This is a genomic window from Mycolicibacterium rutilum (genome assembly GCF_900108565.1).
GTDB classification, from domain to species: domain Bacteria; phylum Actinomycetota; class Actinomycetes; order Mycobacteriales; family Mycobacteriaceae; genus Mycobacterium; species Mycobacterium rutilum.
This window is the reverse complement of the sequence record NZ_LT629971.1, coordinates 5,854,459-5,877,482: the sequence shown is the minus strand read 5'-3', so window position 1 is coordinate 5,877,482 and position 23,024 is coordinate 5,854,459. Positions and strand designations below refer to the sequence as shown.

Annotated in this window: 23 protein-coding genes; 17 read left to right on the top strand and 6 right to left on the bottom strand. The window is 68.6% G+C overall.

The features are described 5' to 3' along the window. Window positions 1-40 precede the first annotated feature (40 nt). Both glmS and BLW81_RS28540 read left to right on the top strand, forming a co-directional pair. Window positions 41-1,909, top strand: a complete 1,869-nt coding sequence (gene glmS / locus BLW81_RS28545; protein ID WP_083410129.1) for a glutamine--fructose-6-phosphate transaminase (isomerizing) — start codon at window positions 41-43, stop codon at window positions 1,907-1,909. After that, a complete protein-coding gene (locus tag BLW81_RS28540; protein ID WP_083410128.1) occupies window positions 1,909-2,805 on the top strand; it encodes an alpha/beta fold hydrolase in 897 nt (298 codons plus the stop codon). Before glmS ends, BLW81_RS28540 begins: the two co-directional genes overlap by 1 nt. On the opposite strand, the gene BLW81_RS28535 is transcribed toward BLW81_RS28540, so the two are convergent. From BLW81_RS28535 to ectA, 5 genes are read right to left on the bottom strand one after another with little or no spacing between them, the layout of a single operon-like run. Further along, window positions 2,798-3,547, bottom strand: a complete 750-nt coding sequence (locus tag BLW81_RS28535; RefSeq protein WP_083410127.1) for a trypsin-like peptidase domain-containing protein — start codon at window positions 3,545-3,547, stop codon at window positions 2,798-2,800. The two genes, BLW81_RS28540 and BLW81_RS28535, sit on opposite strands and share 8 nt — an antisense overlap. 29 nt (window positions 3,548-3,576) lie before the next feature. Further along, window positions 3,577-4,476: an ectoine hydroxylase gene (gene thpD / locus BLW81_RS28530; protein ID WP_083410879.1), complete on the bottom strand. Its 900-nt coding sequence runs from the start codon at window positions 4,474-4,476 to the stop codon at window positions 3,577-3,579. Window positions 4,477-4,481: 5 nt separating this feature from the next. Next, complete coding sequence (locus BLW81_RS28525) at window positions 4,482-4,874, bottom strand: ectoine synthase (protein WP_083410126.1); 393 nt, start codon at window positions 4,872-4,874, stop codon at window positions 4,482-4,484. A 19-nt stretch (window positions 4,875-4,893) separates the two neighbouring features. Next, window positions 4,894-6,180: a diaminobutyrate--2-oxoglutarate transaminase gene (gene ectB / locus BLW81_RS28520; RefSeq protein WP_083410125.1), complete on the bottom strand. Its 1,287-nt coding sequence runs from the start codon at window positions 6,178-6,180 to the stop codon at window positions 4,894-4,896. A 12-nt stretch (window positions 6,181-6,192) separates the two neighbouring features. After that, window positions 6,193-6,744 (bottom strand): diaminobutyrate acetyltransferase, encoded by a 552-nt coding sequence (gene ectA, locus BLW81_RS28515; RefSeq protein WP_083410124.1) that lies wholly within the window; start codon window positions 6,742-6,744, stop codon window positions 6,193-6,195. Between the two features lie 338 nt (window positions 6,745-7,082). Here ectA and BLW81_RS28510 point away from each other — a divergent pair, with 338 nt between their 5' ends. From BLW81_RS28510 to BLW81_RS28440, 15 genes are all read left to right on the top strand, one after another. After that, window positions 7,083-8,504: an NAD(P)H-hydrate dehydratase gene (locus tag BLW81_RS28510; RefSeq protein WP_083410123.1), complete on the top strand. Its 1,422-nt coding sequence runs from the start codon at window positions 7,083-7,085 to the stop codon at window positions 8,502-8,504. Window positions 8,505-8,524: 20 nt separating this feature from the next. Next, a complete protein-coding gene (locus BLW81_RS28505; RefSeq protein ID WP_083410122.1) occupies window positions 8,525-9,904 on the top strand; it encodes a glutamate decarboxylase in 1,380 nt (459 codons plus the stop codon). Between the two features lie 34 nt (window positions 9,905-9,938). Continuing rightward, the gene (gene alr / locus BLW81_RS28500; protein ID WP_407662366.1) at window positions 9,939-11,129 is read left to right on the top strand and encodes an alanine racemase; all 1,191 of its coding nucleotides are present in this window, start codon (window positions 9,939-9,941) and stop codon (window positions 11,127-11,129) included. Then, window positions 11,126-12,244, top strand: coding sequence for an alpha/beta fold hydrolase (locus BLW81_RS28495; RefSeq protein WP_235632121.1), 1,119 nt, complete (start codon window positions 11,126-11,128; stop codon window positions 12,242-12,244). The genes alr and BLW81_RS28495 overlap by 4 nt, the downstream gene beginning before the upstream one ends. Further along, a complete protein-coding gene (tsaE, locus tag BLW81_RS28490) occupies window positions 12,237-12,704 on the top strand; it encodes a tRNA (adenosine(37)-N6)-threonylcarbamoyltransferase complex ATPase subunit type 1 TsaE (protein ID WP_083410120.1) in 468 nt (155 codons plus the stop codon). Before BLW81_RS28495 ends, tsaE begins: the two co-directional genes overlap by 8 nt. Next, entirely contained in the window at window positions 12,701-13,321 is a 621-nt protein-coding gene (gene tsaB, locus BLW81_RS28485) for a tRNA (adenosine(37)-N6)-threonylcarbamoyltransferase complex dimerization subunit type 1 TsaB (protein WP_235632120.1), read from the top strand. The genes tsaE and tsaB overlap by 4 nt, the downstream gene beginning before the upstream one ends. Continuing rightward, window positions 13,318-13,770 carry a ribosomal protein S18-alanine N-acetyltransferase gene (rimI, locus tag BLW81_RS28480; protein WP_083410119.1) on the top strand — a complete coding sequence of 151 codons (453 nt, stop codon included), beginning with the start codon at window positions 13,318-13,320 and terminating at the stop codon, window positions 13,768-13,770. Before tsaB ends, rimI begins: the two co-directional genes overlap by 4 nt. Next, window positions 13,767-14,792, top strand: coding sequence for a tRNA (adenosine(37)-N6)-threonylcarbamoyltransferase complex transferase subunit TsaD (gene tsaD / locus BLW81_RS28475; protein WP_083410118.1), 1,026 nt, complete (start codon window positions 13,767-13,769; stop codon window positions 14,790-14,792). The genes rimI and tsaD overlap by 4 nt, the downstream gene beginning before the upstream one ends. Next, window positions 14,789-15,244, top strand: coding sequence for a nuclear transport factor 2 family protein (locus BLW81_RS28470; protein WP_083410117.1), 456 nt, complete (start codon window positions 14,789-14,791; stop codon window positions 15,242-15,244). The genes tsaD and BLW81_RS28470 overlap by 4 nt, the downstream gene beginning before the upstream one ends. Window positions 15,245-15,424: 180 nt before the next feature. Then, entirely contained in the window at window positions 15,425-15,727 is a 303-nt protein-coding gene (gene groES / locus BLW81_RS28465) for a co-chaperone GroES (RefSeq protein ID WP_069416845.1), read from the top strand. Between the two features lie 92 nt (window positions 15,728-15,819). After that, window positions 15,820-17,448, top strand: a complete 1,629-nt coding sequence (gene groL, locus BLW81_RS28460) for a chaperonin GroEL (protein ID WP_083410116.1) — start codon at window positions 15,820-15,822, stop codon at window positions 17,446-17,448. Between the two features lie 146 nt (window positions 17,449-17,594). Next, window positions 17,595-19,133 carry an adenylate/guanylate cyclase domain-containing protein gene (locus BLW81_RS28455; RefSeq protein WP_083410115.1) on the top strand — a complete coding sequence of 513 codons (1,539 nt, stop codon included), beginning with the start codon at window positions 17,595-17,597 and terminating at the stop codon, window positions 19,131-19,133. A gap of 159 nt (window positions 19,134-19,292) precedes the next feature. Continuing rightward, window positions 19,293-20,312, top strand: coding sequence for a peptidoglycan-binding protein (locus tag BLW81_RS28450; protein WP_083410114.1), 1,020 nt, complete (start codon window positions 19,293-19,295; stop codon window positions 20,310-20,312). A 96-nt stretch (window positions 20,313-20,408) separates the two neighbouring features. Then, window positions 20,409-21,710, top strand: a complete 1,302-nt coding sequence (locus BLW81_RS28445) for an HNH endonuclease signature motif containing protein (protein WP_083410113.1) — start codon at window positions 20,409-20,411, stop codon at window positions 21,708-21,710. A gap of 331 nt (window positions 21,711-22,041) precedes the next feature. Further along, a complete protein-coding gene (locus tag BLW81_RS28440; protein WP_083410112.1) occupies window positions 22,042-22,389 on the top strand; it encodes a hypothetical protein in 348 nt (115 codons plus the stop codon). Window positions 22,390-22,395: 6 nt separating this feature from the next. Here the strand turns inward: BLW81_RS28440 and BLW81_RS28435 are convergent, their stop codons facing one another. Beyond that, entirely contained in the window at window positions 22,396-22,842 is a 447-nt protein-coding gene (locus BLW81_RS28435; RefSeq protein WP_083410111.1) for a hypothetical protein, read from the bottom strand. Between the last annotated feature and the right edge of the window lie 182 nt (window positions 22,843-23,024).

Below are 23,024 nucleotides of genomic sequence, written 5' to 3'. Positions count from 1 at the left end.
CACCGGGCCCCCAGGGGGTCTTGCACTACCCTGAAGGCTTATGTGCGGAATCGTCGGCTACGTCGGGCAGCGCCCTGCCTGCGACATCGTCGTCGACGCGCTGCGCCGGATGGAGTACCGCGGATACGACTCCTCGGGGGTCGCGCTGCTCGACGGCCAGGGCGGTCTCACCGTCCGTCGGCGCGCCGGCCGGCTGGCCAATCTCGAGGCCGCGCTGGCCGACACCGACACCGCCGGTCTGGCGGGCAGCACCGGCCTGGGCCACACCCGGTGGGCCACCCACGGCAGGCCCACCGACCGCAACGCCCACCCGCACCGCGACGCCGCAGGCAAGATCGCCGTCGTCCACAACGGCATCATCGAGAACTACGCCGCGCTGCGCGCCGAACTCGAGACGACCGGCGTCGAGTTCGCCAGTGACACCGACACCGAGGTCGCCGTGCACCTGGTGTCGTGGCAGTACCACCACGGGCCGAGCGCCGGCGATTTCGTCGCCTCGGTGTTCGCCGTGCTGCCGCGGCTCGAGGGCCACTTCACGCTGGTGTTCGCCAGCGCCGACGACCCCGGCACGATCGTGGCCGCGCGCCGCTCCACACCGCTGGTGGTGGGTGTCGGCGACGGCGAGATGTTCGTCGGCTCCGACGTCGCGGCGTTCATCGAACACACCCGCGACGCAGTCGAACTCGGGCAGGACCAGGCCGTGGTCGTCACGGCCGACGGCTACCGCATCACCGACTTCTACGGCACCGACGACGCCGGAAGCGCTCGCCCGTTCCACATCGACTGGGATATCTCGGCGGCCGAAAAAGGCGGCTACGAGTACTTCATGCTCAAGGAGATCGCCGAGCAGCCGGCCGCCGTCTCCGACACGCTGCTCGGCCATTTCGTCGACAACCGGATCGTGCTCGACGAGCAGCGGCTCTCGGATCAGGAACTGCGCGAGGTCGACAAGGTGTTCGTCGTCGCGTGCGGGACCGCCTACCACTCAGGGCTGCTGGCCAAGTACGCGATCGAGCACTGGACACGGCTGCCGGTCGAGGCCGAACTGGCCAGCGAATTCCGTTACCGCGACCCGGTTCTGGACCGGCACACGCTGGTGGTGGCGATCTCGCAGTCCGGTGAGACCGCCGACACGCTCGAGGCCGTCCGGCACGCCAAGGAACAGAAGGCCAAGGTGCTGGCCATCTGCAACACCAACGGCAGCCAGATCCCCCGTGAGTGCGATGCGGTGCTCTACACCCGCGCCGGACCCGAGATCGGCGTGGCGTCGACCAAGACGTTCCTGGCGCAGGTCGCCGCGAATTACCTTGTCGGGCTGGCGCTTGCGCAGGCGCGCGGCACCAAGTACCCCGACGAGGTCGCTCGCGAGTACCACGATCTGGAGGCCATGCCGGAGCTGGTGGCGCGGGTGATCGACGGTATCGACCCGGTGTTCGAGCTGGCGCACCGCTTCGCCAAATCCCAGACCGTGTTGTTCCTCGGCAGGCACGTCGGTTACCCGGTCGCGCTCGAAGGTGCGCTCAAGCTCAAGGAATTGGCGTACATGCACGCCGAGGGCTTCGCCGCAGGCGAGCTCAAGCACGGCCCGATCGCGCTGATCGAGGACGACCTGCCGGTGATCGTCGTGATGCCGTCGCCGAAGAACTCGCCGATGCTGCACGCCAAGCTGCTGAGCAACATCCGCGAGATCCAGGCCCGCGGCGCGGTGACCATCGTTATCGCCGAGGAGGGCGACGAGACGGTGCGCCCGTACGCCGACCACCTCATCGAGATCCCCGCGGTCTCCACACTGTTCCAGCCGTTGCTGTCGACGATCCCGCTGCAGGTGTTCGCCGCCGGCGTCGCGCAGGCCCGCGGGTACGACGTCGACAAGCCGCGCAACCTCGCCAAGTCGGTCACCGTCGAGTAGTGCCGGGCCGGGTCGGGGACTTCAAGAGCGAGTCGGCCCGTGCCCACTTCCTCAGGGTGTACCGGGCCGCGCTGGCCGAACTTCCCGCCATCAGCGAAACACAGGACGTGCCAACGTCCTTCGGCACCGTTCGGGTATACCGGTTCACCGGCCCCGCCGACGGGGCGCCCGTCGTGTTGCTGCCGGGACGCAACGCGTCGACCCCGATGTGGCGGGGCAACATCGGACCGCTGCTGACCCGCCGGTCGGTGATCGGTGTCGACCTGCTCGGTGAGGCGGGAATGTCGGTGCAGCACGACCCGATCACCGGACCCGACGACGAAGCCCAGTGGCTCGACGAGACGCTCGCCGGGCTGGGATCGCACCGCGTGCACCTGATGGGCGTGTCGATCGGCGGATGGACGGCCGCCAACTACGCGGTCCGCAGGCCGGGCCGGGCCGCCTCGCTGGTCCTGCTGGACCCCGTGTTCACCTTCGCCCCGATCACGGTCAAGGCGGTGCTGGCCTCACCCGCCCTGTTCGTGCCGGGTGTGCCGAAGGCGGTGCGCGAGCGGGTGCTGCGCTGGATCTCCGGGGGCGCCGACCTCGATACCGCCGAGACCGAGGCGACGCTGATCGACGCCGCGGCAACCGATTACGCGCTGCGCAAGGCGATGCCGAAGATGATCACCGATGCGCAGTTGCGCGGGCTCGACATCCCGGTGCTGGCCCTGATCGCCGGGCGCAGCGTGATGCACAATCCGGGCAAGGCTGCGAAGCGGGCACGAGAGACGCTGCGGCACGGCCAGATCGAGCTCTGGCCTGACGCCTCACACGCGATCAACGGCGAATACGCCGCCGAGATCGCCGAGCGCGCCGCCGCATTCTGGGCCGACGTGGACCGCCCGGTCAGCTGACGCAGTCGCCGGTCCACACCGGCAGGCCGCCGGTGAGCGCGGTGGTGTGGCGGGCCAACTCGACCGAGGTGAGCGCGAAACCCGTGTCGGCGTGTTCGACGTCGTTGCCGAACATGATGCCCAGCACCCGCCCGGATCGGTCGACCAGCGGACCGCCGCTCGCCCCCGCCGGCAGGCCACCCGGCAGCGAGACGATGTACACCGCGCGCGTCACCGTCGTCGTCCGGTAGATGTCGGGGCCGGTGAGGTCGACCACCTGCGACACCCGCGCGGGCAGTGCCGTGAACGCGCCGCCGTCGGGGAAGCCGAGCGCCACCGCCTCGGTGGCCGGCGCGACCGGCAGCCCGGCCAGGTTCAGCGGCGCCGCCGCCAGCCCGGGCACGTCGATGATCGCCACATCGGCGGCGGCGTCATACGAAATCACCTGTCCGTCAAGGACGGTGTCGTCTGCACTGATCGAGACGCTGTCGCTGCCGGCCACCACATGCGCGGCGGTCAGCACCCTGTTCGGCGCGACGACGAACCCGGTGCCGCCGAGCAGCCTGCCGCAATCGCCCGCCGGCGCGCGCACTTTCACGACGCTGTGCCGCGCGGCTTCGACGACGGCGTCGGGGGCGGGTGTGGAGGTGATCGCCGGCAACACGGCGGCGGGCACCTTCGGCATCCCGGTCACGACTTGCGCGCAGCCGGCCAGCACGACGGCCGCCACAGCCGCCAGAGCCGCGAGCGGCGCGCGCATCATCGCACCACAGTAACGCCGCCGGCGTCGGCTCAGTCCGCGGGGACGGAGGCCCCGACCGGCCGGATCTGACGCGCGGCCAGGAACTCCGGGCGCGGCCGCTGTGCGGCGAACGGTTCGGTCAACGCGTTCTCGACCGAGTTGAACACCAGGAAGATGTTCGACCGCGGGAACGGGGTGATGTTCGAACCGGAACCGTGCATCAGGTTGCAGTCGAACCACAGCGCGGTCCCCGCCGGACCCGTGAACTGGTTGATCCCGAACCGCTCGGCGGCAGCGGTGAGCACCGCGCGGTCGGGCACCCCGAGCTCTTGCCGGACCAGCGACTTGCTGTGGTTGTTCTCCGGCGTGGCGCCCACGCACGGATAGAAGGTGCGGTGCGAGCCGGGCATCACCATCAACGAACCGTTGTAGGAGAAGTTGTCGGTCAACGCGATCGAACACGAAGCGGCACGCATCGCGGGCATGCCGTCCTCGGCGTGCCAGGTCTCGAAGTCGGAGTGCCAGTAGAACCCCGTCCCGGTGAAGCCCGGCATGAAGTTGATCCGCGCCTGGTGGATGTAGACGTCGCTGCCCAGCAGTTGGCGTGCGACGGGCAGCACGGTGTCGAGGGCGACCACCTGGGCGATCAGATCCGACAGCAGGTGCGGCTCGAACACCGAGCGCACGGCCCCGTTGGGCTCACGGATGACCCGGGGATCGGCGTCGTCGACATCGGCACCGACACGCTCCAGCTCGCGGCTCAGCGCGGGCAGCCAGTCCTCGCCGACGGTCTGGGGCCGCACGAGGTAACCCTGTTCGGCGAAGCTGTTGAGCGCGGCCTGGTCCAGCGGTCCGTGCACCGGCTCGCCCCAGACCGTCGGTTCGATCCGCGGGATCGGCGCGCTCGGCCGATCGAGCCGGGTGGGGTAGTGGTCGAGCGTGCTCAGCATCGCGGTCACGCTGCCGGTGCGGGCGGCGGGTAGGCGCCCGTCTCGTCGTGCACTTCCTGGCCGGTGACCGGCGGATTGAACACACAGAACATCCGCAGCTGCCGCTCGCACGTCACGGTGTGGCGTTCGTGCCCGTTGAGCAGGTACATGGTGCCTGCGGAAAGCTGGTGCTGCTCACCGGTTTCCCGGTTGGTCAGGGTGCCGACCCCCTCGACGACCCACACCGCCTCGACATGGTGCTGGTAGTGGAACTCGCACACCGCGCCGTCGAGAATGGTGGTCTCGTGGAACGAGAAGCCCACACCGTCGCCGGCCAGGATGATGCGCTTGGACCGCCAGTTCCCGCCGTCGACGTCGCGGTCCGTGCCGGTGATCTCCTCGGTGGTTCGGACAATCATGCGATGAACTCCCTTCGGGTCAGACAGTGGTGGCGACGGACTCGGCCAGGATGTCCAGCCCGGACATCAGGTCGTGTTCCGAGATCGTCAGCGGGGGAAGCAGTTTGACGACTTCGTCGGCGGGACCGCTGGTCTCGGTGAGCAGGCCGCGGTCGAACGCCGCCCGCGCCACCTCGCCGGCCAGGTCGGCCTGCTCGAACTTCAGGCCCTGCGCCATGCCGCGTCCCCGGGCCGATACGCCATCGTACTTGTCGGCGATCACCTCGAGCCGGTCGCGGACCAGTTCGCCTTTGGCCGTCGTGGCCGCGGTGAGGCTGTCGTTGGCCCAGTAGGTCTGCAGCGCCGCGGTGGCGGTGACGAAGGCCGGGTTGTGGCCGCGGAAGGTGCCGTTGTGCTCGCCGGGCGCCCAGACGTCGAGTTCGCGGCGGAACAGCGTGAGCGCCATCGGCAAGCCGTATCCGCTGATCGACTTCGACAGCGTGACGATGTCGGGCACGATGCCGGCCGCCTCGAAGCTGAAGAACGGCCCGGTGCGGCCACAACCCATCTGCACGTCGTCGACGATCAGCAGGATCTCGCGGCGATGGCAGAGTTCGGCCAGCGCCTGCAGCCACTCGACGCGCGCGACGTTCAGTCCGCCCTCGCCCTGCACGGTTTCGACGATCACCGCCGCCGGCTGGTTCAGGCCGCTGCCCGAGTCGTCGAGCACCCGCTCGAACCAGTGAAAGTCCTCGGTGACCCCACCGAAGTAATTGTCGTACGGCATCGGGGTGGCGTGCACCAGCGGGATACCGGCGCCCGCCCGTTTCATGGAGTTACCGGTCACCGACAGCGAGCCCAGCGTCATACCGTGAAACGCGTTGGTGAAGCTGATGATCGATTCGCGCCCGGTCACCTTGCGGGCGAGTTTGAGCGCCGATTCGACGGCGTTGGTGCCCGTCGGCCCGGGGAACTGGACCTTGTAGTCGAGGTTGCGGGGCTCGAGCACCAGTGCCGAGAAGGTCTCGAGGAACTCGCGCTTGGCGGTGGTGGCCATGTCGAGCGAGTGCACGATGCCGTCACCGGCGAGGTAGTCCAGCACCGCGCGCTTGAGCACCGGGTTGTTGTGCCCGTAGTTCAGCGCGCCGGCTCCGGCGAAGAAGTCGAGGTAGCGCCTGCCGGTCGTGTCGGTCAGCCACGGCCCTTGCGCGGTCTCGAAGGTGGTGGGCCAGTTGCGGCAGTAGCTGCGCACTTCGGACTCGACCGAGGCGAACACCTCGGGCAGCCCGGAATCGGTTGTGGGGATGTTGGTTTCGAGAAGCGACACTGCGTCTCCGTTTCAGTTGGGGGGTTCGGCGATGGGGCCGATCCGAAGGATCGGTTCGTCCTCGTGTCCACCATCGGCGGCGAGGAGGTCGGCGGTGAAGTGTTCGTGTTCGACGAGCGGCACGCGGAGACGGCGCGCGAACCCGCCGAACAGCGCGCGTGAGTGCGCGTTGCCCGGCGCCACGGTGGCCTCCACCGTCACCGGCTGTCCGCGGCGGTCGGCAAGGACCCGGGCGAGCAGACCGTCGAGCATCTGACTGCCCAATCCTCTGCCCTGAGCGGACGGGTCGACGGCAACCTGCCAGACGAACAGCACGTCGGGGCGTGGCGGAGGGCGATGCCCGGTGATGAAGCCGACCAGTTCGCCGTCGGCGTCGGCCACGATCGAGGTGTCGGCGAAGTCGGTCGCCCAGAGCAGATAGGCGTAGGTGGAGTTGAGGTCGAGCACCTCGGTCGCCTCCGCCACGCGATGCATGGCCAGGGCGTCGGCGGCTCGCGGCCGACGCAGGCGAATTTCGGGAGTTTGCAGGCCGGTTTTCCCAGGTTTGGGAACACGCACGCTCATAACAGTTAGCTGTTCACCGCCGATCAAAAGTCTCGAACCACTACGTCACGTCATCGGTAGGCCGACCAAAGCACACTTACGCATTGCTGATCAAGCGACGAGGGGGCCTAGTTAACGCTCGCCACCATCGCGAATCCGGCGATCATCCAGCGCAAAGGGCAAATTTTCGACGCGCGGCCCGCCGTCGCGCGCTGTTATCAAATCGTTATAATTCGCGCAGCGGATAGCGACTTCGTTTGACGTCGGAATTTGCTGTTCGGCGCGGGGATGACGGCGGCGTCAAACGTATTGGGCTTGTCGACGACCCGAAACGCGCTCGACGTGGAATCCTGACCTCGATGCGCTACTACTACTCCGCCGAGCAGATCCGGGAAGCAGAAGCACCCCTGCTGGCGGCGCTGCCCGACGGCGTGTTGATGCGACGCGCCGCCACCGGCCTGGCCAATGCGGTCGTCCGCGAGCTCGTGAGGCGCACCGGCGGCGTCAGCGGGCGCCGGGTGTGCGCGGTCGTCGGCTCCGGCGACAACGGCGGCGACGCGCTGTGGGCCGCGACGTTCCTGCGCCGCCGCGGAGCCGGCGCTTCCGCGGTCCTGCTCAATCCGGAACGCGCCCACGCGAAGGCGTTGGCGGCCTTCACCGGTGCCGGCGGCCGCATCGTCGAAACCGTCCCGGCGGCAACCGATCTGGTGATCGACGGCGTGGTGGGCATCTCCGGATCCGGTGCGTTGCGACCCGCCGCCGCCGAGGTGTTCGCCGCGGTCGACGATGCGGGTATTCCGGTGGTGGCCGTCGACATCCCCAGCGGTATCGATGTGCACACCGGGGCCGCCGATGGGCCGCATGTGCGGGCCGCGCTGACCGTCACCTTCGGCGGTTTCAAGCCCGTGCACGCGCTGGGGGAGTGCGGCCGCGTCGAGCTCGTCGACATCGGGTTGACCCTGCCGGAGCCGGCCATGGTCGGCATGGAGGCTGCCGACGTTGCCGCGCGCTGGCCGATGCCCGGGCCGACCGACGACAAGTACACCCAGGGCGTCACCGGCATACTCGCCGGATCGGCCACCTATCCCGGGGCCGCGGTGCTGTGCACCGGAGCCGCCGTGGCCGCCACGTCGGGGATGGTCCGCTACGCGGGAACCGCTGCCCAACAAGTGCTTTCGCAATGGCCCGAGGTGATCGCCACCAGCAGCCCCAGTGCCGCCGGGCGCGTGCAGTCCTGGGTCGTCGGGCCGGGTCTGGGCACCGACGACACCGGCGCGGCGGCGCTGTGGTTCGCGTTGGACAGTGGCCTGCCGGTGATCGTGGACGCCGACGGGTTGACGATCGTCGCGGCGCATCCCGACCTCGTCACCGGCCGCGACGCGCCCACGGTGCTGACCCCGCACGCCGGCGAGTTCGCGCGCCTGGCCGGTGCGCCGCCCGGTGAAGACCGCGTCGCCGCCACACGCAGGCTGGCCGACCGCCTCGGCGTCACCGTGCTGTTGAAAGGCAACGTCACCGTCATCGCCGAACCCGACGGCCCGGTGTATCTCAATCCGGCAGGCCAATCCTGGGCCGCGACAGCCGGTTCCGGTGACGTGCTGTCCGGTGTCATCGGCGCGCTACTGGCCGCGGGCCTGCCGCCCGGTGAGGCCGCCGCGGCCGCGGCGTTCGTCCACGCCCGCGCCGCCGACCTGGCCGCCCGCGACCCCGGGCCCCGTCCGGCACCGACGTCGTCGTCCCGCATCCTCGCGCACGTCCGCTCCGCCATCGCAGGTCTGTAATCGCAACGAAAGGAATCACCATGTCGCCCACGCGCAGTCACGCGCCGCAGGTTGCTCCCGCCTACACCGGACGGTTGGCGATGGCGCCCGTGCCGTCGCTGCGCCTGCCCGACGACGCGATGGATCCCGACGCTGCCTACCGGTTCATCCACGACGAACTGATGCTCGACGGCAGTTCGCGGCTGAACCTGGCGACATTCGTCACGACGTGGATGGACCCGCAGGCCGAGCGGTTGATGGCCGAGACGTTCGACAAGAACATGATCGACAAGGACGAGTACCCGGCGACCGCGGCGATCGAGCAGCGCTGCGTGTGCATGGTGGCCGACCTGTTCCATGCCGAGGACCTGCGCGACGACCCGTCGAGCGCGATCGGGGTGTCGACGATCGGGTCGAGCGAGGCCGTGATGCTGGCCGGGCTGGCGATGAAGTGGCGGTGGCGCGACAAGGTCGGCGAGAACTGGAAAGGACGCACCCCGAACCTGGTGATGGGCGCCAACGTCCAGGTCGTGTGGGAGAAGTTCTGCCGCTACTTCGATGTCGAGCCGCGGTATCTGCCGATGGCCGAGGGCCGCTACGTCATCACCCCCGAGCAGGTGCTCGACGCCGTCGACGAGGACACCATCGGCGTGGTCGCGATCCTGGGCACCACCTACACCGGTGAACTCGAGCCGATCGCCGAGATCTGCGCGGCGCTGGACAAACTGGCCGGTGATGGTGGCCTGGACGTCCCGGTGCACGTGGACGCCGCCAGCGGTGGTTTCGTGGTGCCGTTCCTGCATCCGGACCTGGAGTGGGATTTCCGGCTGCCGCGGGTGGTGTCGATCAACGTGAGCGGCCACAAGTACGGATTGACCTATCCCGGAATCGGATTCGTGGTGTGGCGCAACGCGCAGTACCTGCCCGAGGGCCTGGTCTTCCACGTCAACTACCTCGGCGGCGACATGCCGACGTTCACGCTGAACTTCTCGCGGCCCGGCAATCAGGTGGTGGGGCAGTACTACAACTTCCTGCGGCTGGGCCGCGCCGGCTACACGCAGGTGATGCACTGCCTGTCGGAGACCGCGCGCTGGCTCGGCGATCAGCTGCGCGAGAGTCGGCACTTCGACGTCGTCGCCGACGGTTCGGCGATCCCGGTGGTGAGCTTCAAGCTCTCCGGCGACTTCGGCTACACCGAGTTCGACGTGTCCCAGGCGCTGCGCGGCTACGGCTGGCAGGTGCCGGCGTACACGATGCCCGAGGGCGCCGAGGACGTCACGATGCTGCGCATCGTGGTGCGTGAAGGGTTCTCCGCCGACCTGGCCAGAGCCCTGCACGACGACCTGGTCAAGGTGATCGCCCACCTCGACGAGCTCAAGCCGCAGGGTCACTTCAACGGCGAACAGCCGTTCGCGCACTGACCGACGCACCTGCCTCGAGCGCGCGTCTGGGACAATCGGCCGTGGTGAGGAGACCATGCACACGACCGAGCTGACGACACCGGCGACGATCGCCGCCCCGCAGGCGGTGATCGACCTCGGCGCGATCACCGACAACGTGCGCCTGCTGCGTGAGCTCGCGGGCGGCGCGGACGTGATGGCGGTCGTCAAGGCCGACGGTTACGGCCACGGCGCCGCGCAGGTCGGCCGGGCCGCGCTGGCCGCGGGCGCCGCCGAGCTGGGCGTCGCGACCGTGACGGAGGCACTGGCGCTGCGGCGCGATGGCATCACCGCCCCGCTGCTCGCCTGGCTGCACCCGCCGGGCACCGACTTCGCGCCCGCGGTCAGCGCCGACGTGCAGATCGCGGTGTCCTCGGTGCGGCAGTTCGGCGAACTGCTCGACGGTGTGCGGCGCGCCGGCCGCCCCGCGACCGTCACCGTCAAGGCCGACACCGGGTTGAGTCGCAACGGCGTCGGCGCCGCCGACTTCCCTGAGCTCGTCGCCGCGATCAAGCGCGCCCATGCCGACGGCACGATCCGGGTGCGCGGGCTGATGTCGCATCTGGCGCACGGTGACGAGCCGGAGCACCCCTTCAATGATCAACAGGCGCAACGGCTTACCGAGATGCGGCGCTACGCCGCCGAGCAGGGTGTGCACTTCGAGGTGGCGCACCTGAGCAATTCCCCGGCCGCCATGACGCGTCCCGACCTGGCCTTCGATCTGGTCCGGCCGGGCATCGCGGTCTACGGGCAGACACCCATCCCGCAGCGCGGCGACATGGGCCTGCGTGCCGCGATGACGGTGAAATGCCCGGTGACGCTTGTGCGGTCGCTTCGCGCGGGCGACGGCGTCTCCTACGGGCACACCTGGGTCGCCGACCGCGACACCACCGTCGCCTTGCTGCCGGTCGGCTACGCCGACGGCATCTTCCGCAATCTGAGCAACCGCTTCGAGGTGCTGATCAACGGCCGGCTCTACCGCAATGTCGGGCGGATCTGCATGGACCAGTTCGTCGTCGACCTGGGGCCGGACGGCGCGGCCGCCGAAGGCGACGAGGCGATCCTGTTCGGCCCGGGCACCCGCGGCGAGCCCACCGCGCAGGACTGGGCAGATCTGTTGGGCACCATCAACTACGAGGTGGTGACCAGCCCGCGCAACCGGATCGTGCGGACCTACATCGACTCCGCCGCGAAGGGCGACCGGTGAGCGAACCCGTGATCCCGCTGCCGGTCGGGCGGAACTCGAACGCGCGGTGGTTGGCGGGCGCGGCGGGGTTGTCCGCGGTCGGTGCCACTGCCGGGTTGTCGGCCGCGCGCTCGCTGCGCCGCCGGCTCACCGCCTACGATCAGTACGCCGACGAGGATTTCGAGCTGCTCGACGTCGACCGCAGTTCGGTGGTGACCACCCCGGACGGGATCTCGCTGGCGGTGCGTGAGGTCGGCCCGCAGGATGCGCCGCTGACCGTCGTGTTCGCGCACGGATTCTGCCTTCGCATGGGGGCGTTCTACTTTCAGCGCGTCCGGCTGACGCAGCAGTGGGGCGACCAGGTCCGGATGGTGTTCTACGACCAGCGCGGCCACGGCCAGTCCGACGAGGCGCCACCCGACACCTACACCGTGACCCAGCTGGGCCAGGACCTGGAGAGCGTGCTGGCGGTGGTCGCACCGACCGGGCCGGTGGTGCTGGTCGGACACTCGATGGGCGGGATGACGGTGCTCTCGCACGCGCGCCAGTATCCGCAGCGGTACCCGACGCGCATCGCGGGTGCCGCGCTGATCGCGTCTGCGGCCGAAGGGGTTTCGCGTTCGCCGCTCGGTGAGATCCTGCGCAACCCGGCGCTGGAGGCGGTCCGGTTCGCGGTGCGCTACGCGCCGAGGCTGGTGCACCGGACCCGCGGCGCCGCAAAGTCGGTCGTCGCCCCGATCCTGCGGGCCGCGTCCTACGGCGACGAGAAGATCAGCCCGAGCGTCGTCGCGTTCTCCGAGGAGATGATGCACGGCACACCGATCGCGACGCTGGTCGAATTCCTGCACGCACTCGAGGTGCACAACGAAACCGCAGGCCTCGCCACCCTGGCGAAGATCCCGACGCTCGTCGCGTGCGGCGATCGCGATCTGCTGACACCCAAGGAGTACTCGCAGGCGATGGCGGCCGCACTGCCGAAGGCGGAGCTCCGAATCGTCGGCGGTGCAGGGCATCTCGTGCAGCTCGAGCAGCCCGAGGCGATCAACGAGGCTCTGGTCCGGTTGGTCGAGCGGGCGACACCGTCCAAGCTCGTCGCCCTGACCCGCCGGCTGCGCGAGAGGGTCCGAAATGGCTGAGCGCACCGCGGGCACCGCAGAGCTGCCGACCGCCGAGGACACCATCGCGCTGGGTGCCGAACTCGGCCGGCAGTTGCGCGCAGGCGACGTCGTCGTGCTGTCCGGCCCACTGGGCGCCGGAAAGACGGTGCTCGCGAAGGGGATCGCGCAGGCGCTCGACGTGGACGGGCCGGTCATCTCGCCGACGTTCGTGCTGGCGCGGGTGCACCGGGCACGTCGGCCGGGTGCGCCGGAAATGATCCACGTCGACCTGTACCGGCTGCTCGATCATGCGTCGGTCGACCTGCTCGCCGAACTCGACTCGCTTGACCTCGACACTGACCTGGAGGACGCGGTGGTCGTTGTCGAATGGGGTGAAGGGCTGGCCGAGCGGCTGTCGGACAACCACCTCGACGTGCGGCTGGAACGCGCCTCGGATACCGAAGTGCGTACCGCGGTGTGGAATTGGAGCACACCGTGACCCTGGTCCTGGCCATCGACACCGCCACCCCCGCGGTGACCGCGGGTGTCGTCCGCGTCGAGGGGTACTCGGTGCTCGGCGAGCGGGTGACCGTCGACGCCAGGGCGCACGCCGAGCAACTCACCCCCAACGCGGTCGGCGCGCTGAGCGACGCCGGGGTCGACATGGGCGCCCTGGACGCGATCGTGATCGGTTGCGGGCCTGGCCCGTTCACCGGCCTGCGGGTCGGGATGGCGTCGGCGGCCGCGTTCGGGCACGCGCTGGGTATCCCGGTGCACGGGGTGTGCAGCCTCGACGCGATCGGCATCGACACCGCCGGAGACGTGCTGGTGGTGACCGACGCCCGGCGTCGCGAGGTGTACTGGGCGCGTTACCGCGACGGGCGCCGCGTCGACGGTCCCGCGGTCTGCGCCCCGGCCGACGTCCCCGGCGGCGCCGCCGCCGTCGCCGGATCGCCCGACCACGCCGCGCTGTTCGACCTACCGCGTCAGGAGCCGCAGTATCCGACCGCGGCGGGACTGGTGCGCGCCGTGCCAGACTGGTCGGCCCCGCCTGCGCCGCTGGTGCCGCTGTATCTGCGGCGCCCGGACGCCAAACCGTCGGTGGCCAAGCGGTGAGCATCGTCTACGGCGCGCTGACGCCGGCCGACGCGGCGCGGTGCGCGGAGCTCGAGGCCCAGCTGTTCGACGGCGACGACCCGTGGCCCGAACGCGCGTTCCTCGCCGAGCTCGCCGCCAAGCACATCCGCTACGTCGCCGCACGCGACGAGGGAAAGCTCGTCGGCTACGCCGGAATCGCGCGCCTGGGCCGAAAGAAGCCGTACGAGTACGAGATTCACACGATCGGCGTCGACCCCGCCTACCACGGCCGCGGCATCGGCAGACGGATGCTCACCGACCTGCTCGAACACGCGGGCGACGGCACGGTGTTCCTCGAGGTCCGGACCGACAACGTGCCGGCGATCAAGCTCTACGAGAGCTTCGGGTTCGTCAACGTCGGGCTGCGGCGGCGCTACTACCGGGCCAGCGGCGCCGACGCCTATACGATGAGGCGCGAAGTGACATGACGATCATCCTGGCCATCGAGAGCTCCTGCGACGAAACCGGCGTCGGCATCGCCGAACTGGGCGCCGACGGTTCGGTGCGGCTGCTCGCCGACGAGGTGGCCTCCAGCGTCGACGAACACGCCCGGTTCGGCGGCGTCGTCCCCGAGATCGCGTCCCGCGCCCACCTCGAAGCGCTCGGGCCGACGATGCGCCGCGCGCTGGACGCGGCCGGCCTGGACAAGCCCGACATCGTCGCCGCCACCATCGGGCCCGGACTGGCCGGTGCGCTACTGGTGGGAGTGGCAGCGGCCAAGGCCTATTCGGCGGCGTGGCAGGTGCCGTTCTACGCCGTCAACCATCTCGGCGGGCACCTGGCGGCCGATGTGTTCGATCGCGGCCCGCTGCCCGACAGCGTCGGGCTGCTGGTGTCCGGCGGACACACCAACCTGCTGCACGTGCGGTCGCTGGGCGAGCCGATCATCGAGCTCGGCAGCACCGTCGACGACGCCGCGGGGGAGGCCTACGACAAGGTGGCGCGGCTGTTGGGCCTGGGCTATCCGGGCGGCAAGGTGCTCGACGATCTGGCGCGCGAGGGCAACCGCGATGCGGTGGTGTTCCCGCGCGGAATGACCGGGCCGCGCGACGACCCGTACGCGTTCAGCTTCTCCGGGCTCAAGACCGCCGTGGCCCGGTACGTCGAGGCGAACCCCGACGCCGCGCCCGCCGACGTGGCCGCGGGCTTTCAGGAAGCGGTCGCCGACGTGCTGACCCTCAAGGCGGTGCGCGCAGCCAAGGAGCTCAACGTCTCGACGCTGCTCATCGCCGGCGGGGTGGCGGCGAACTCGCGGCTGCGGGAGCTGGCCGAGGAACGCTGCGCGGCCAACGGCCTGACGCTGCGGATCCCGCGGCCGCGGCTGTGCACCGACAACGGCGCGATGATCGCGTCGTTCGCTGCGCACCTGATCGCCGCGGGCGCCGCGCCGTCGCCGCTGGACGCGGTCAGCGATCCCGGACTGCCGGTGGTGCAGGGACAGGTCGCGTGAGCCCGGGAGACAAGCTGGCCGACAAGCTGGCCGTCACCGAACTGCTGTACCGCTACGCCGAGCTGATCGACGCCGGCGACTTCGGCGGGGTCGGACGCCTGCTCGGCCGGGGCAACTTCATGGGGGTCGCGGGCGCCGACGCGATCGCCGGGCTGTTCGCGTCGACCACTCGGCGCTACCCGGAGCACGGCAATACGCCGCGCACCCGCCACCTCGTGCTCAACCCGATTGTCGAGATCAGCCAGGACCGCACGGCCACCGCACGGTCCACGTTCTGCGTCGTGCAGAACACCGAGTCGGTCCCGCTGCAGCCCATCGTGGTCGGCCGGTACTCCGACGCCTTCGGCTGCGATGACGACGGCTGGTACTTCACCGAACGCCGGGTCGACGTCGAGATGGTGGGTGACGTGTCGGCCCACCTCATGATCGACCCGCACTCCTACGGGAAATAGGCAGAGGGCTAGCCTTGAGTGCTAGCACTCGCATGTATAGAGTGCTAGGTGGCAGGCGGCCAATCCCTGCGCCGGCACCCGCGACGACGGTGCGTGGGCACGGACGCCATGCCGAAACACCTGGTAATCGAGAGATCCGGGACCCCGGGTCGAACACCTGAACTAGTGGAGGGCTCCATCGTGGCGAGCGTGAACATCAAGCCACTCGAGGACAAGATCCTCGTACAGGCCAACGAGGCCGAGACCACGACCGCTTCCGGTCTGGTCATCCCCGACACCGCTAAGGAGAAGCCGCAAGAAGGCACCGTCGTCGCAGTTGGCCCCGGCCGCTGGGACGATGAGGGCGAGAAGCGCATCCCCCTGGACGTCGCGGAGGGCGACACCGTCATCTACAGCAAGTACGGCGGCACCGAGATCAAGTACAACGGCGAGGAGTACCTGATCCTGTCGGCCCGCGACGTGCTGGCCGTCGTCAACAAGTAAGCACCCGTGTTCCGCCCCGGGAATCCCCGTTACGCGGGTGATTTCCGGGGCGGCATGCGTCTGTAGCTATTGCACCCCAGAGAAAGACAGCTATGAGCAAGCAGATTGAGTTCAACGAGACTGCGCGCCGCGCAATGGAAGCCGGCGTAGACAAGCTGGCCGACGCGGTGCGGGTGACGTTGGGGCCGCGTGGCCGCAACGTGGTGCTGGCCAAGTCCTGGGGCGGGCCGACCGTCACCAACGACGGTGTGACCATCGCCCGCGAGATCGACCTGGAAGACCCGTTCGAAAACCTCGGCGCCCAGCTGGTGAAGTCTGTGGCGACCAAGACCAACGACGTCGCCGGTGACGGCACCACCACCGCGACCGTGCTGGCGCAGGCGCTGGTCAAGGCCGGGCTGCGCAACGTCGCCGCCGGTGCCAACCCGATCGCGCTCGGCGCGGGCATCTCCAAGGCCGCCGACGCGGCCTCCGAGGCGCTGCTGGCCGCGGCGACCCCGGTGTCGGACAAGAACGCCATCGCGCAGGTCGCCACGGTGTCCTCGCGTGACGCGCACGTCGGCGACCTGGTCGGCGAGGCCATGACCAAGGTCGGCGCGGACGGCGTCGTCTCGGTCGAGGAGTCCTCGACGCTGAGCACCGAGCTGGTGATCACCGACGGTGTCGGCTTCGACAAGGGCTACCTGTCGGCGTACTTCGTCACCGACTTCGACGCCCAGGAAGCGGTGCTCGAGGACGCGCTGGTGCTGCTGCACCGCGAGAAGATCAGCTCGCTGCCGGACCTGCTCCCGCTGCTGGAGAAGGTCGCCGAGGCGGGCAAGCCGCTGCTGATCGTCGCCGAAGACGTTGAGGGTGAGGCGCTTTCGACCCTGGTCGTCAACGCGATCCGCAAGACGCTGAAGGCCGTCGCGGTCAAGGCGCCGTTCTTCGGCGACCGTCGCAAGGCGTTCCTCGACGACCTGGCGATCGTCACCGGCGGCGAGGTCATCAACCCCGACGTCGGCCTGGTGCTGCGCGAGGTCGGCCTCGAGGTGCTGGGCAGCGCCCGGCGCGTCGTCGTGGACAAGGACAGCACGACCATCGTCGACGGCGGCGGCACCAAGGACGCCATCGAGGCGCGCAAGTCTCAGCTGCGCGCCGAGATCGAGGCGACCGATTCGGAGTGGGACCGCGAGAAGCTCGAGGAGCGGTTGGCCAAGCTGGCCGGCGGCGTCGCCGTCATCCAGGTCGGTGCGGCCACCGAGACCGACCTCAAGAAGCGCAAGGAAGCCGTCGAAGATGCGGTCGCGGCGGCCAAGGCGGCCGTCGAGGAGGGCGTCATCGCCGGTGGCGGTGCGGCTCTGGTCAAGGCGCGGGGCGCGGTGGAGAAGCTGCGCGACACCCTCTCCGGTGACGAGCGCCTCGGTGTCGAGGTGTTCGCGTCCGCGCTGACGGCCCCGCTGTACTGGATCGCCACCAACGCCGGCCTGGACGGCTCGGTCGTGGTCAGCAAGGTCGCCGAACTGCCTGCGGGGCAGGGCTTCAACGCCGCCACGCTGGAGTACGGCGATCTCGCGGCCGACGGCGTCGTCGACCCGGTGAAGGTGACGCGTTCGGCGGTGCTCAACGCCGCGTCCGTGGCCCGCATGGTGCTGACGACGGAGACCGCCGTCGTCGACAAGCCGGAGGAGCCGGAGGACGACGGCCATGGCCACGGCCACGGTCATCACCACCATCACTGAGTAGTTCCGACGAAACACCCCCGGTCCGGTTGGGCCGGGGGTGTTTTCGTTTTCAGCCACACGCCGTGACGTTGCAATGTCAGCGCAGCCGAGCAGTCCGACGAAACACTCCCACTGCAATCGGCCGGGGGTGTTTCGTAGTCGGCATGGACCGCATCGGGCAGTGGGCTTGGGACCGGTTTGCATCGAGGTATTCGTGGGCGATCTTGGCCATCGCGTACGTGGTGTTGTTGCCGGTCTATCTCTTCGTGGCGTTTCTCATCGTCAGCTTCGAGGACTCGACGGTGTACCCGGAGGCCGCGGTCGTCGTCGTCATCGTTCTGCTCGTGCAGGGTTACGCGTTCCTTCCTGCGGGGCGTCGCGACATCCGGATGGTCGAGCGGTGGTCGGACGGTGAGAACGTCGATCGGAACACCGCCTTGGCGGGCACCTATTCATTCGCGCGGGGAGCGGCGACAAGAGGCGTGGCGGGAACCGCCATTCTGTCGGGCGCGCTGTGGCCACTGGTGGGCGCGGCCGCCGGTGCGCCATGGTCGCGGATTGTCCAGTACGGAATCGTCGGTGTGTCGGTGGGCGCTTCGCTGGCGCTGATCGCTGTGCACAGCCTCGTGGAGGCGTTGATGCGACCGGCCAGGGTTGCCCTGGTCGGTGATACCGGAATCGGCGACCACCTGCCTCGGTCGCGACCGACATTCGCTGCGTGGTCCAACGCATCGGTGCTTGCCGTTGCGTTCTCTTTCGCGGTTGCGGGCTCGGCACTGGCGGCCGTTTTCGAACGCGCCGGCGAGACGCCCGTCTACTGGGTGGTGAACGGCGCCGCCCTGACTATCGGCTTCGCCGTACCGATCACCGTCGGAACGGCCTTCTCACCGTCACTGAAGCCGATTCGCGATCTGGCGGAGGGTACTGAGCGGGTGGCGGCCGGTGTTTACAGTCAGCGGCTGCCGGTGGTCCAAGACGATGATCTCGGTGCATTGGCGGCCTCGTTCAATCGGATGCAGGCGGGTCTGGCTGAGCGTCAACGGCTTCAGGCGGCGTTCGGGACCTATGTCGATCCGGTGTTGGCGTCGCGGTTGCTCGAGCAGGGTGATGATGTTTTCACCGGCGAGCGGCGCGAGGTGACGGTGATGTTCGTCGACGTGCGTGACTTCACGCCGTTCGCCGAGTCGAACACCGCCGAGGACACGGTGGCCCGGTTGAACGCCTTTCTCGGGATCGTGGTGCCTGCGGTGGTGGATGCTGGTGGCCACGTCAACAAGTTCCTCGGTGATGGTGCATTGGCGGTGTTCGGTGCTCCGAATGAGCTTGTGGGTCATGCCGATGCGGCGGTGAGCGCGGCTGTGAGCATTCAGCGGTTGGTGCCAGAGCGCTTCGGCGCAGAGTTGCGGATCGGGATCGGAATCAACACCGGTGTGGTGATCGCGGGCACGATCGGCGCGGCGGGCAAGCTGGAGTTCACGTTGATCGGCGATGCGGTCAACGTCGCGGCCCGTGTGGAGCAGCTCACCAAGACCACCGGTGATTCGATTCTGATGACTCAGCAGTCGGTCGGGTCCCTAGGTTCCGGACAGTCTGGACTGACCGAGAGGGGATCTTTCTCACTCAAAGGAAAGTCGACTCCCGTCAAGGTGTACGGACTCGACCCCCGGGTGCGATCTTCGCGATCCGGCGTACGTTCGCTCTGACGGGCATCGACTGCCGGTGAGCTGATCCTATTCGGTCGGAACCTCGTTGACCGTACCTGCGCTGGCTAATGCATCGACATATTCGGTTGAGCCGCAGAGTATTTGGTGTCAGCGCGCAGCGCTACTGTGGGGTGATCGCGTCGAACTGAGGAGTGCATCATGGCGGTGATACTGCGGCCCAACGACAGCAATGATCTTGTCCGGCTCCTTCAAGCCCGGCTGAACCGCGACTACCCGTTGTATTCCCGGCTGACCGTCGACGGCATCTACGGCCCACAGACGACGGCGGTGGTCAGAGAGTTCCAACGGCGCGCCGGCTTGGCGGTCGACGGTATCGCGGGCCCCGCGACGCTCGGCCGCCTCGGGCTCAACTTCGATCAGCCGCCATCGCTGCCCACAGATCGTCCGTTCTTCTACACCGCGTCCGGGACCTGGGCCACGCCCTTCATGGGGCCCCCGTTCGACACGGGCTGGCAACTCGAGCAACGCGGGCTGGTGCGCAACCAGCCGGTCGGCTATCCGGCCGCCGGCTTCCTGTATCCCAACCCGTTCATGAGTTACAACGAATCGGTCGCCCTCGGCGTCGTCGAACTCACCCGGCTGATACTGATGAACGCCGGCAGCTTCTATCTGTGTGGGTACAGTCAGGGCGCCGAGGTCGTGGTGCGAGTGTTGCGGCTGATGCTGCCCGGCCAACCGCTGGCCCACCGCGCCGGCGACCTGCTCGGTGTCATCCAGTTCGGGAGTCCCTGCCGCCCGCCCGGCCCGACGCTGGTGGGCAACAACCCGCCGGGAGCCGGCATCGCCGGGTTCTACACCCCAGACCAATTCCGCGCGCGCACATACGACTTCGTCCTCGACGGCGACATGTACGCCACAACCACCGACGACACCCTGTTGCACCTCGGCTACGAGGCGCTCACCCCTTTGGAACTCGACCTGCCGTTCGCGCTCAAGATCCTCACCTTGATCCAGAGCAATGAGTTCCTTGATCTTCTGAACCTCGCCAACGCTCCCGAGACCTTCGCGAAAGTCGTCAGAACCGCGATCGTGGTCGGCGACTTCCTGGCACGCAACCCGCACATCCACTATCACGACTGGCGCAGCTTCAACGGACAGACGGCCGTCGAACGCGCGGTGAACCTCGTGGCGTCAGCCCCGGTGGGCACCGCGCTCTAGCAGCGGCTGTCGACAACCGCGTCTACACACCCTTTTTCATCCGTGGCCGGGCTCGCGCGACGAAGATTTGTCAGACCTCGTTGGCATGATGCGGGTATGGCTTCGGTGACGGCTTCTGATGACGCTTCGGCGGTGAGCCGTGGTGACCGGTTGTTGGAGTTGTATGGGCGGTTGGCGGAATTGTCGGGCCAGCGCAACGCTATCGACGGTCAGATCGTGGAGATTGTGGCCGAGATCGATCGCGACGGTTTGTGGGCCGGCACGGGGCTCAAGTCGGTCAAGGCGTTGGTGGCGTGGAGACTGGGGATGTCGGATACCACCGCGGGCAATGTGGCCGCGATCGCCGATCGGTATGAGGAGTTCCCGCGGTGCACCACGGAGATGCGTGCGGGGCGGTTGTCGTTGGATCAGGTCGGGGTGATCGCCCAGCAGGCCGGCGACGGCTCTGATGATCACTACGCCGATTTCGCGGCAGTCGCCACGGTGCGCCAAATCCGCAAGGCGCTCAGCTTGGAGGTGCGGCCTGAACCCGAGCGCGAACCCGAACCCGAGTTCAAGCGGTCGTTCTCCAAAAGCGCCGGCGACAACTACACGACCTACCGCATCACCGTGCCCAATCTGGAGGCGGCCAAGGTCGATGCCGCGTTGGCCTCGCACCGCGACGCGTTGATCAATGAGTATCGCCGCGATCACGGCCCCGACACCGCCGGTGACCCTGACGCGCCGAGTTTTGCGGCCAGCGGCCAATACGAACGGGAAAAAGCCCAGGGCACCAAGCCGCCGTTTCCGACGTTGACCGATGCGTTCATGCGGATGGTCGAAACCGCCTGGGACGCCGAGGTCGCGCGGCGCCCGCACAGTGCGCACACCACGGTGATGGTGCATCTGGATGTCGACAAACGGGCCAGCTGGATCCACGCCGGCCCGACGTTGTCTGATGCGGATCGGCAGTATTTGTTGTGTGACGCCGATTGTGAGGTGTGGCTCGAACAACGCGGACAGGTCATCGGCGCCGGCCGCACGACGCGGGTGATCAGCCGGCGGTTGCGCCGGGCGCTGGAATACCGCAACAACACCTGCGCAGTCCCGGGCTGCGGGGCGACCCGCGGGCTGCACGCCCATCACATCGTGCATTGGGAAGACGGTGGACAGACCGAGCTGCACAATCTGGTGCTGGTGTGCCCGCATCATCACCGGATGCATCACCGCGGCGAGATCACCATCCGCGGCCCCGCTGACCAACTCGTGATCACCGACCGCGACGGCGACCCGATCACCAGCGCCTCGCTGGCCCGACCACCCACCGAACCACCTCCGGCGGTGCCGCCCTGGCACGGGCCGCTGGGTGAGCGCGCCGAATGGTGGTGGTACGAACCCTACAAACCCTCACCGAACTAACCCCCGAAACACCCTGCAGCATCGACATATTCGATGCCACCCACCCCTGCACACCAACCCCCCGCGGAACTACATCCAGTCGTAATTCAGCGACATTGTCGCCGCAAGGCTGGCAATGAGGAGGGTCACCGTAGACGCCCGGCGTTGTGCCCCGCTCTATGGCGGCGGCCGCGTAAAGCCTGCGCCGCGAATCTAGATCATTATTTCGCTGAAATGCTGAAACCGCGTCGTCGAACCTGCTAGTCGGCTACATTCGTCCGCCTGGGAGATAGCCGTCCTCAGTGGTGGGGGGCCTCTGCAGTCGCAGCTCCCTTTCAAAGAGGGGGTTCTTATGGACAAGACCGTGCAGAAGCTGACCGTCGGCATCGGGGCGGCCGCAGTCGTCATGGTCGGGCTGGCCGCCCCGGCCGGCGCGCAGGACCGCAACGTGGAGGTCATCAACGAGACACGACACACGATCGTGGAGTTCTACGCCTCCAACATCGGGCGCGACACCTGGGAGGAGGACATCCTCGGGGAGTCGGTGCTGCCGGTGGGGCAGTCGGTCAACATCAACGTCGACGACGGCACCGAAGCATGCCTCTACGACTTCAAAGCGGTGTTCGACGACGGAGAAGAGCTGGTGCGCAACCGGATTGACGTGTGCAGCATCGGCACCTACCGCTACACCGAGGAGTAGCCGGCGCTACGGAGGCGGCGGTGGCGGCGGCGTAGAACTCTGCGCCGGCGGAATCGCGGAATCCACCACGTCGGTGGCGACATCCGCCGCAGCGCCCACCGGGCCGTCCTCGCTGGTGCAGTTACCCGCGTGCACCGGACCGCTGGGGACGCCGGATGCGACGAGCTCGCTCGGCAGGCCGCCGGGCGGGACGTAGATCGGGAAGCCGTTCATCCGCATGCACACCCCTCCGGGCGGTCCGCTCGTCGGATACGGACTGGCGGGCGGCAGGTTCTCGATGGCGCCGTCGATCGCCGACGTGGCGACGCCCGCGGGATCCACCGGCGGTTGCTGTTGCTGTGTCGGCTCGGCCGGCGGCGGGTCCTGCGCGGCCGCGGCGGGCGCCAGGGCCACGGCGGCACCCGCGGCGATACCCCAGAGAATGGTTGCGGCGGTGCGGTTGTGCGTAGGCATGCGAATAGTTCCCCCCATTGTTGTGCACTCGGTGCACAGCCTGCCAGGGAAATCCCGTTCTGCGTAGCCGAGTACGAAAGGTTTGCCGTGAGTGATTGCATAAGCAACTAACGGCGGACCAGATTTGGCGGCGCCCAGGTCGCGGTATACCCTGTCCGACGTGAACATCGGACGTGCCGGCT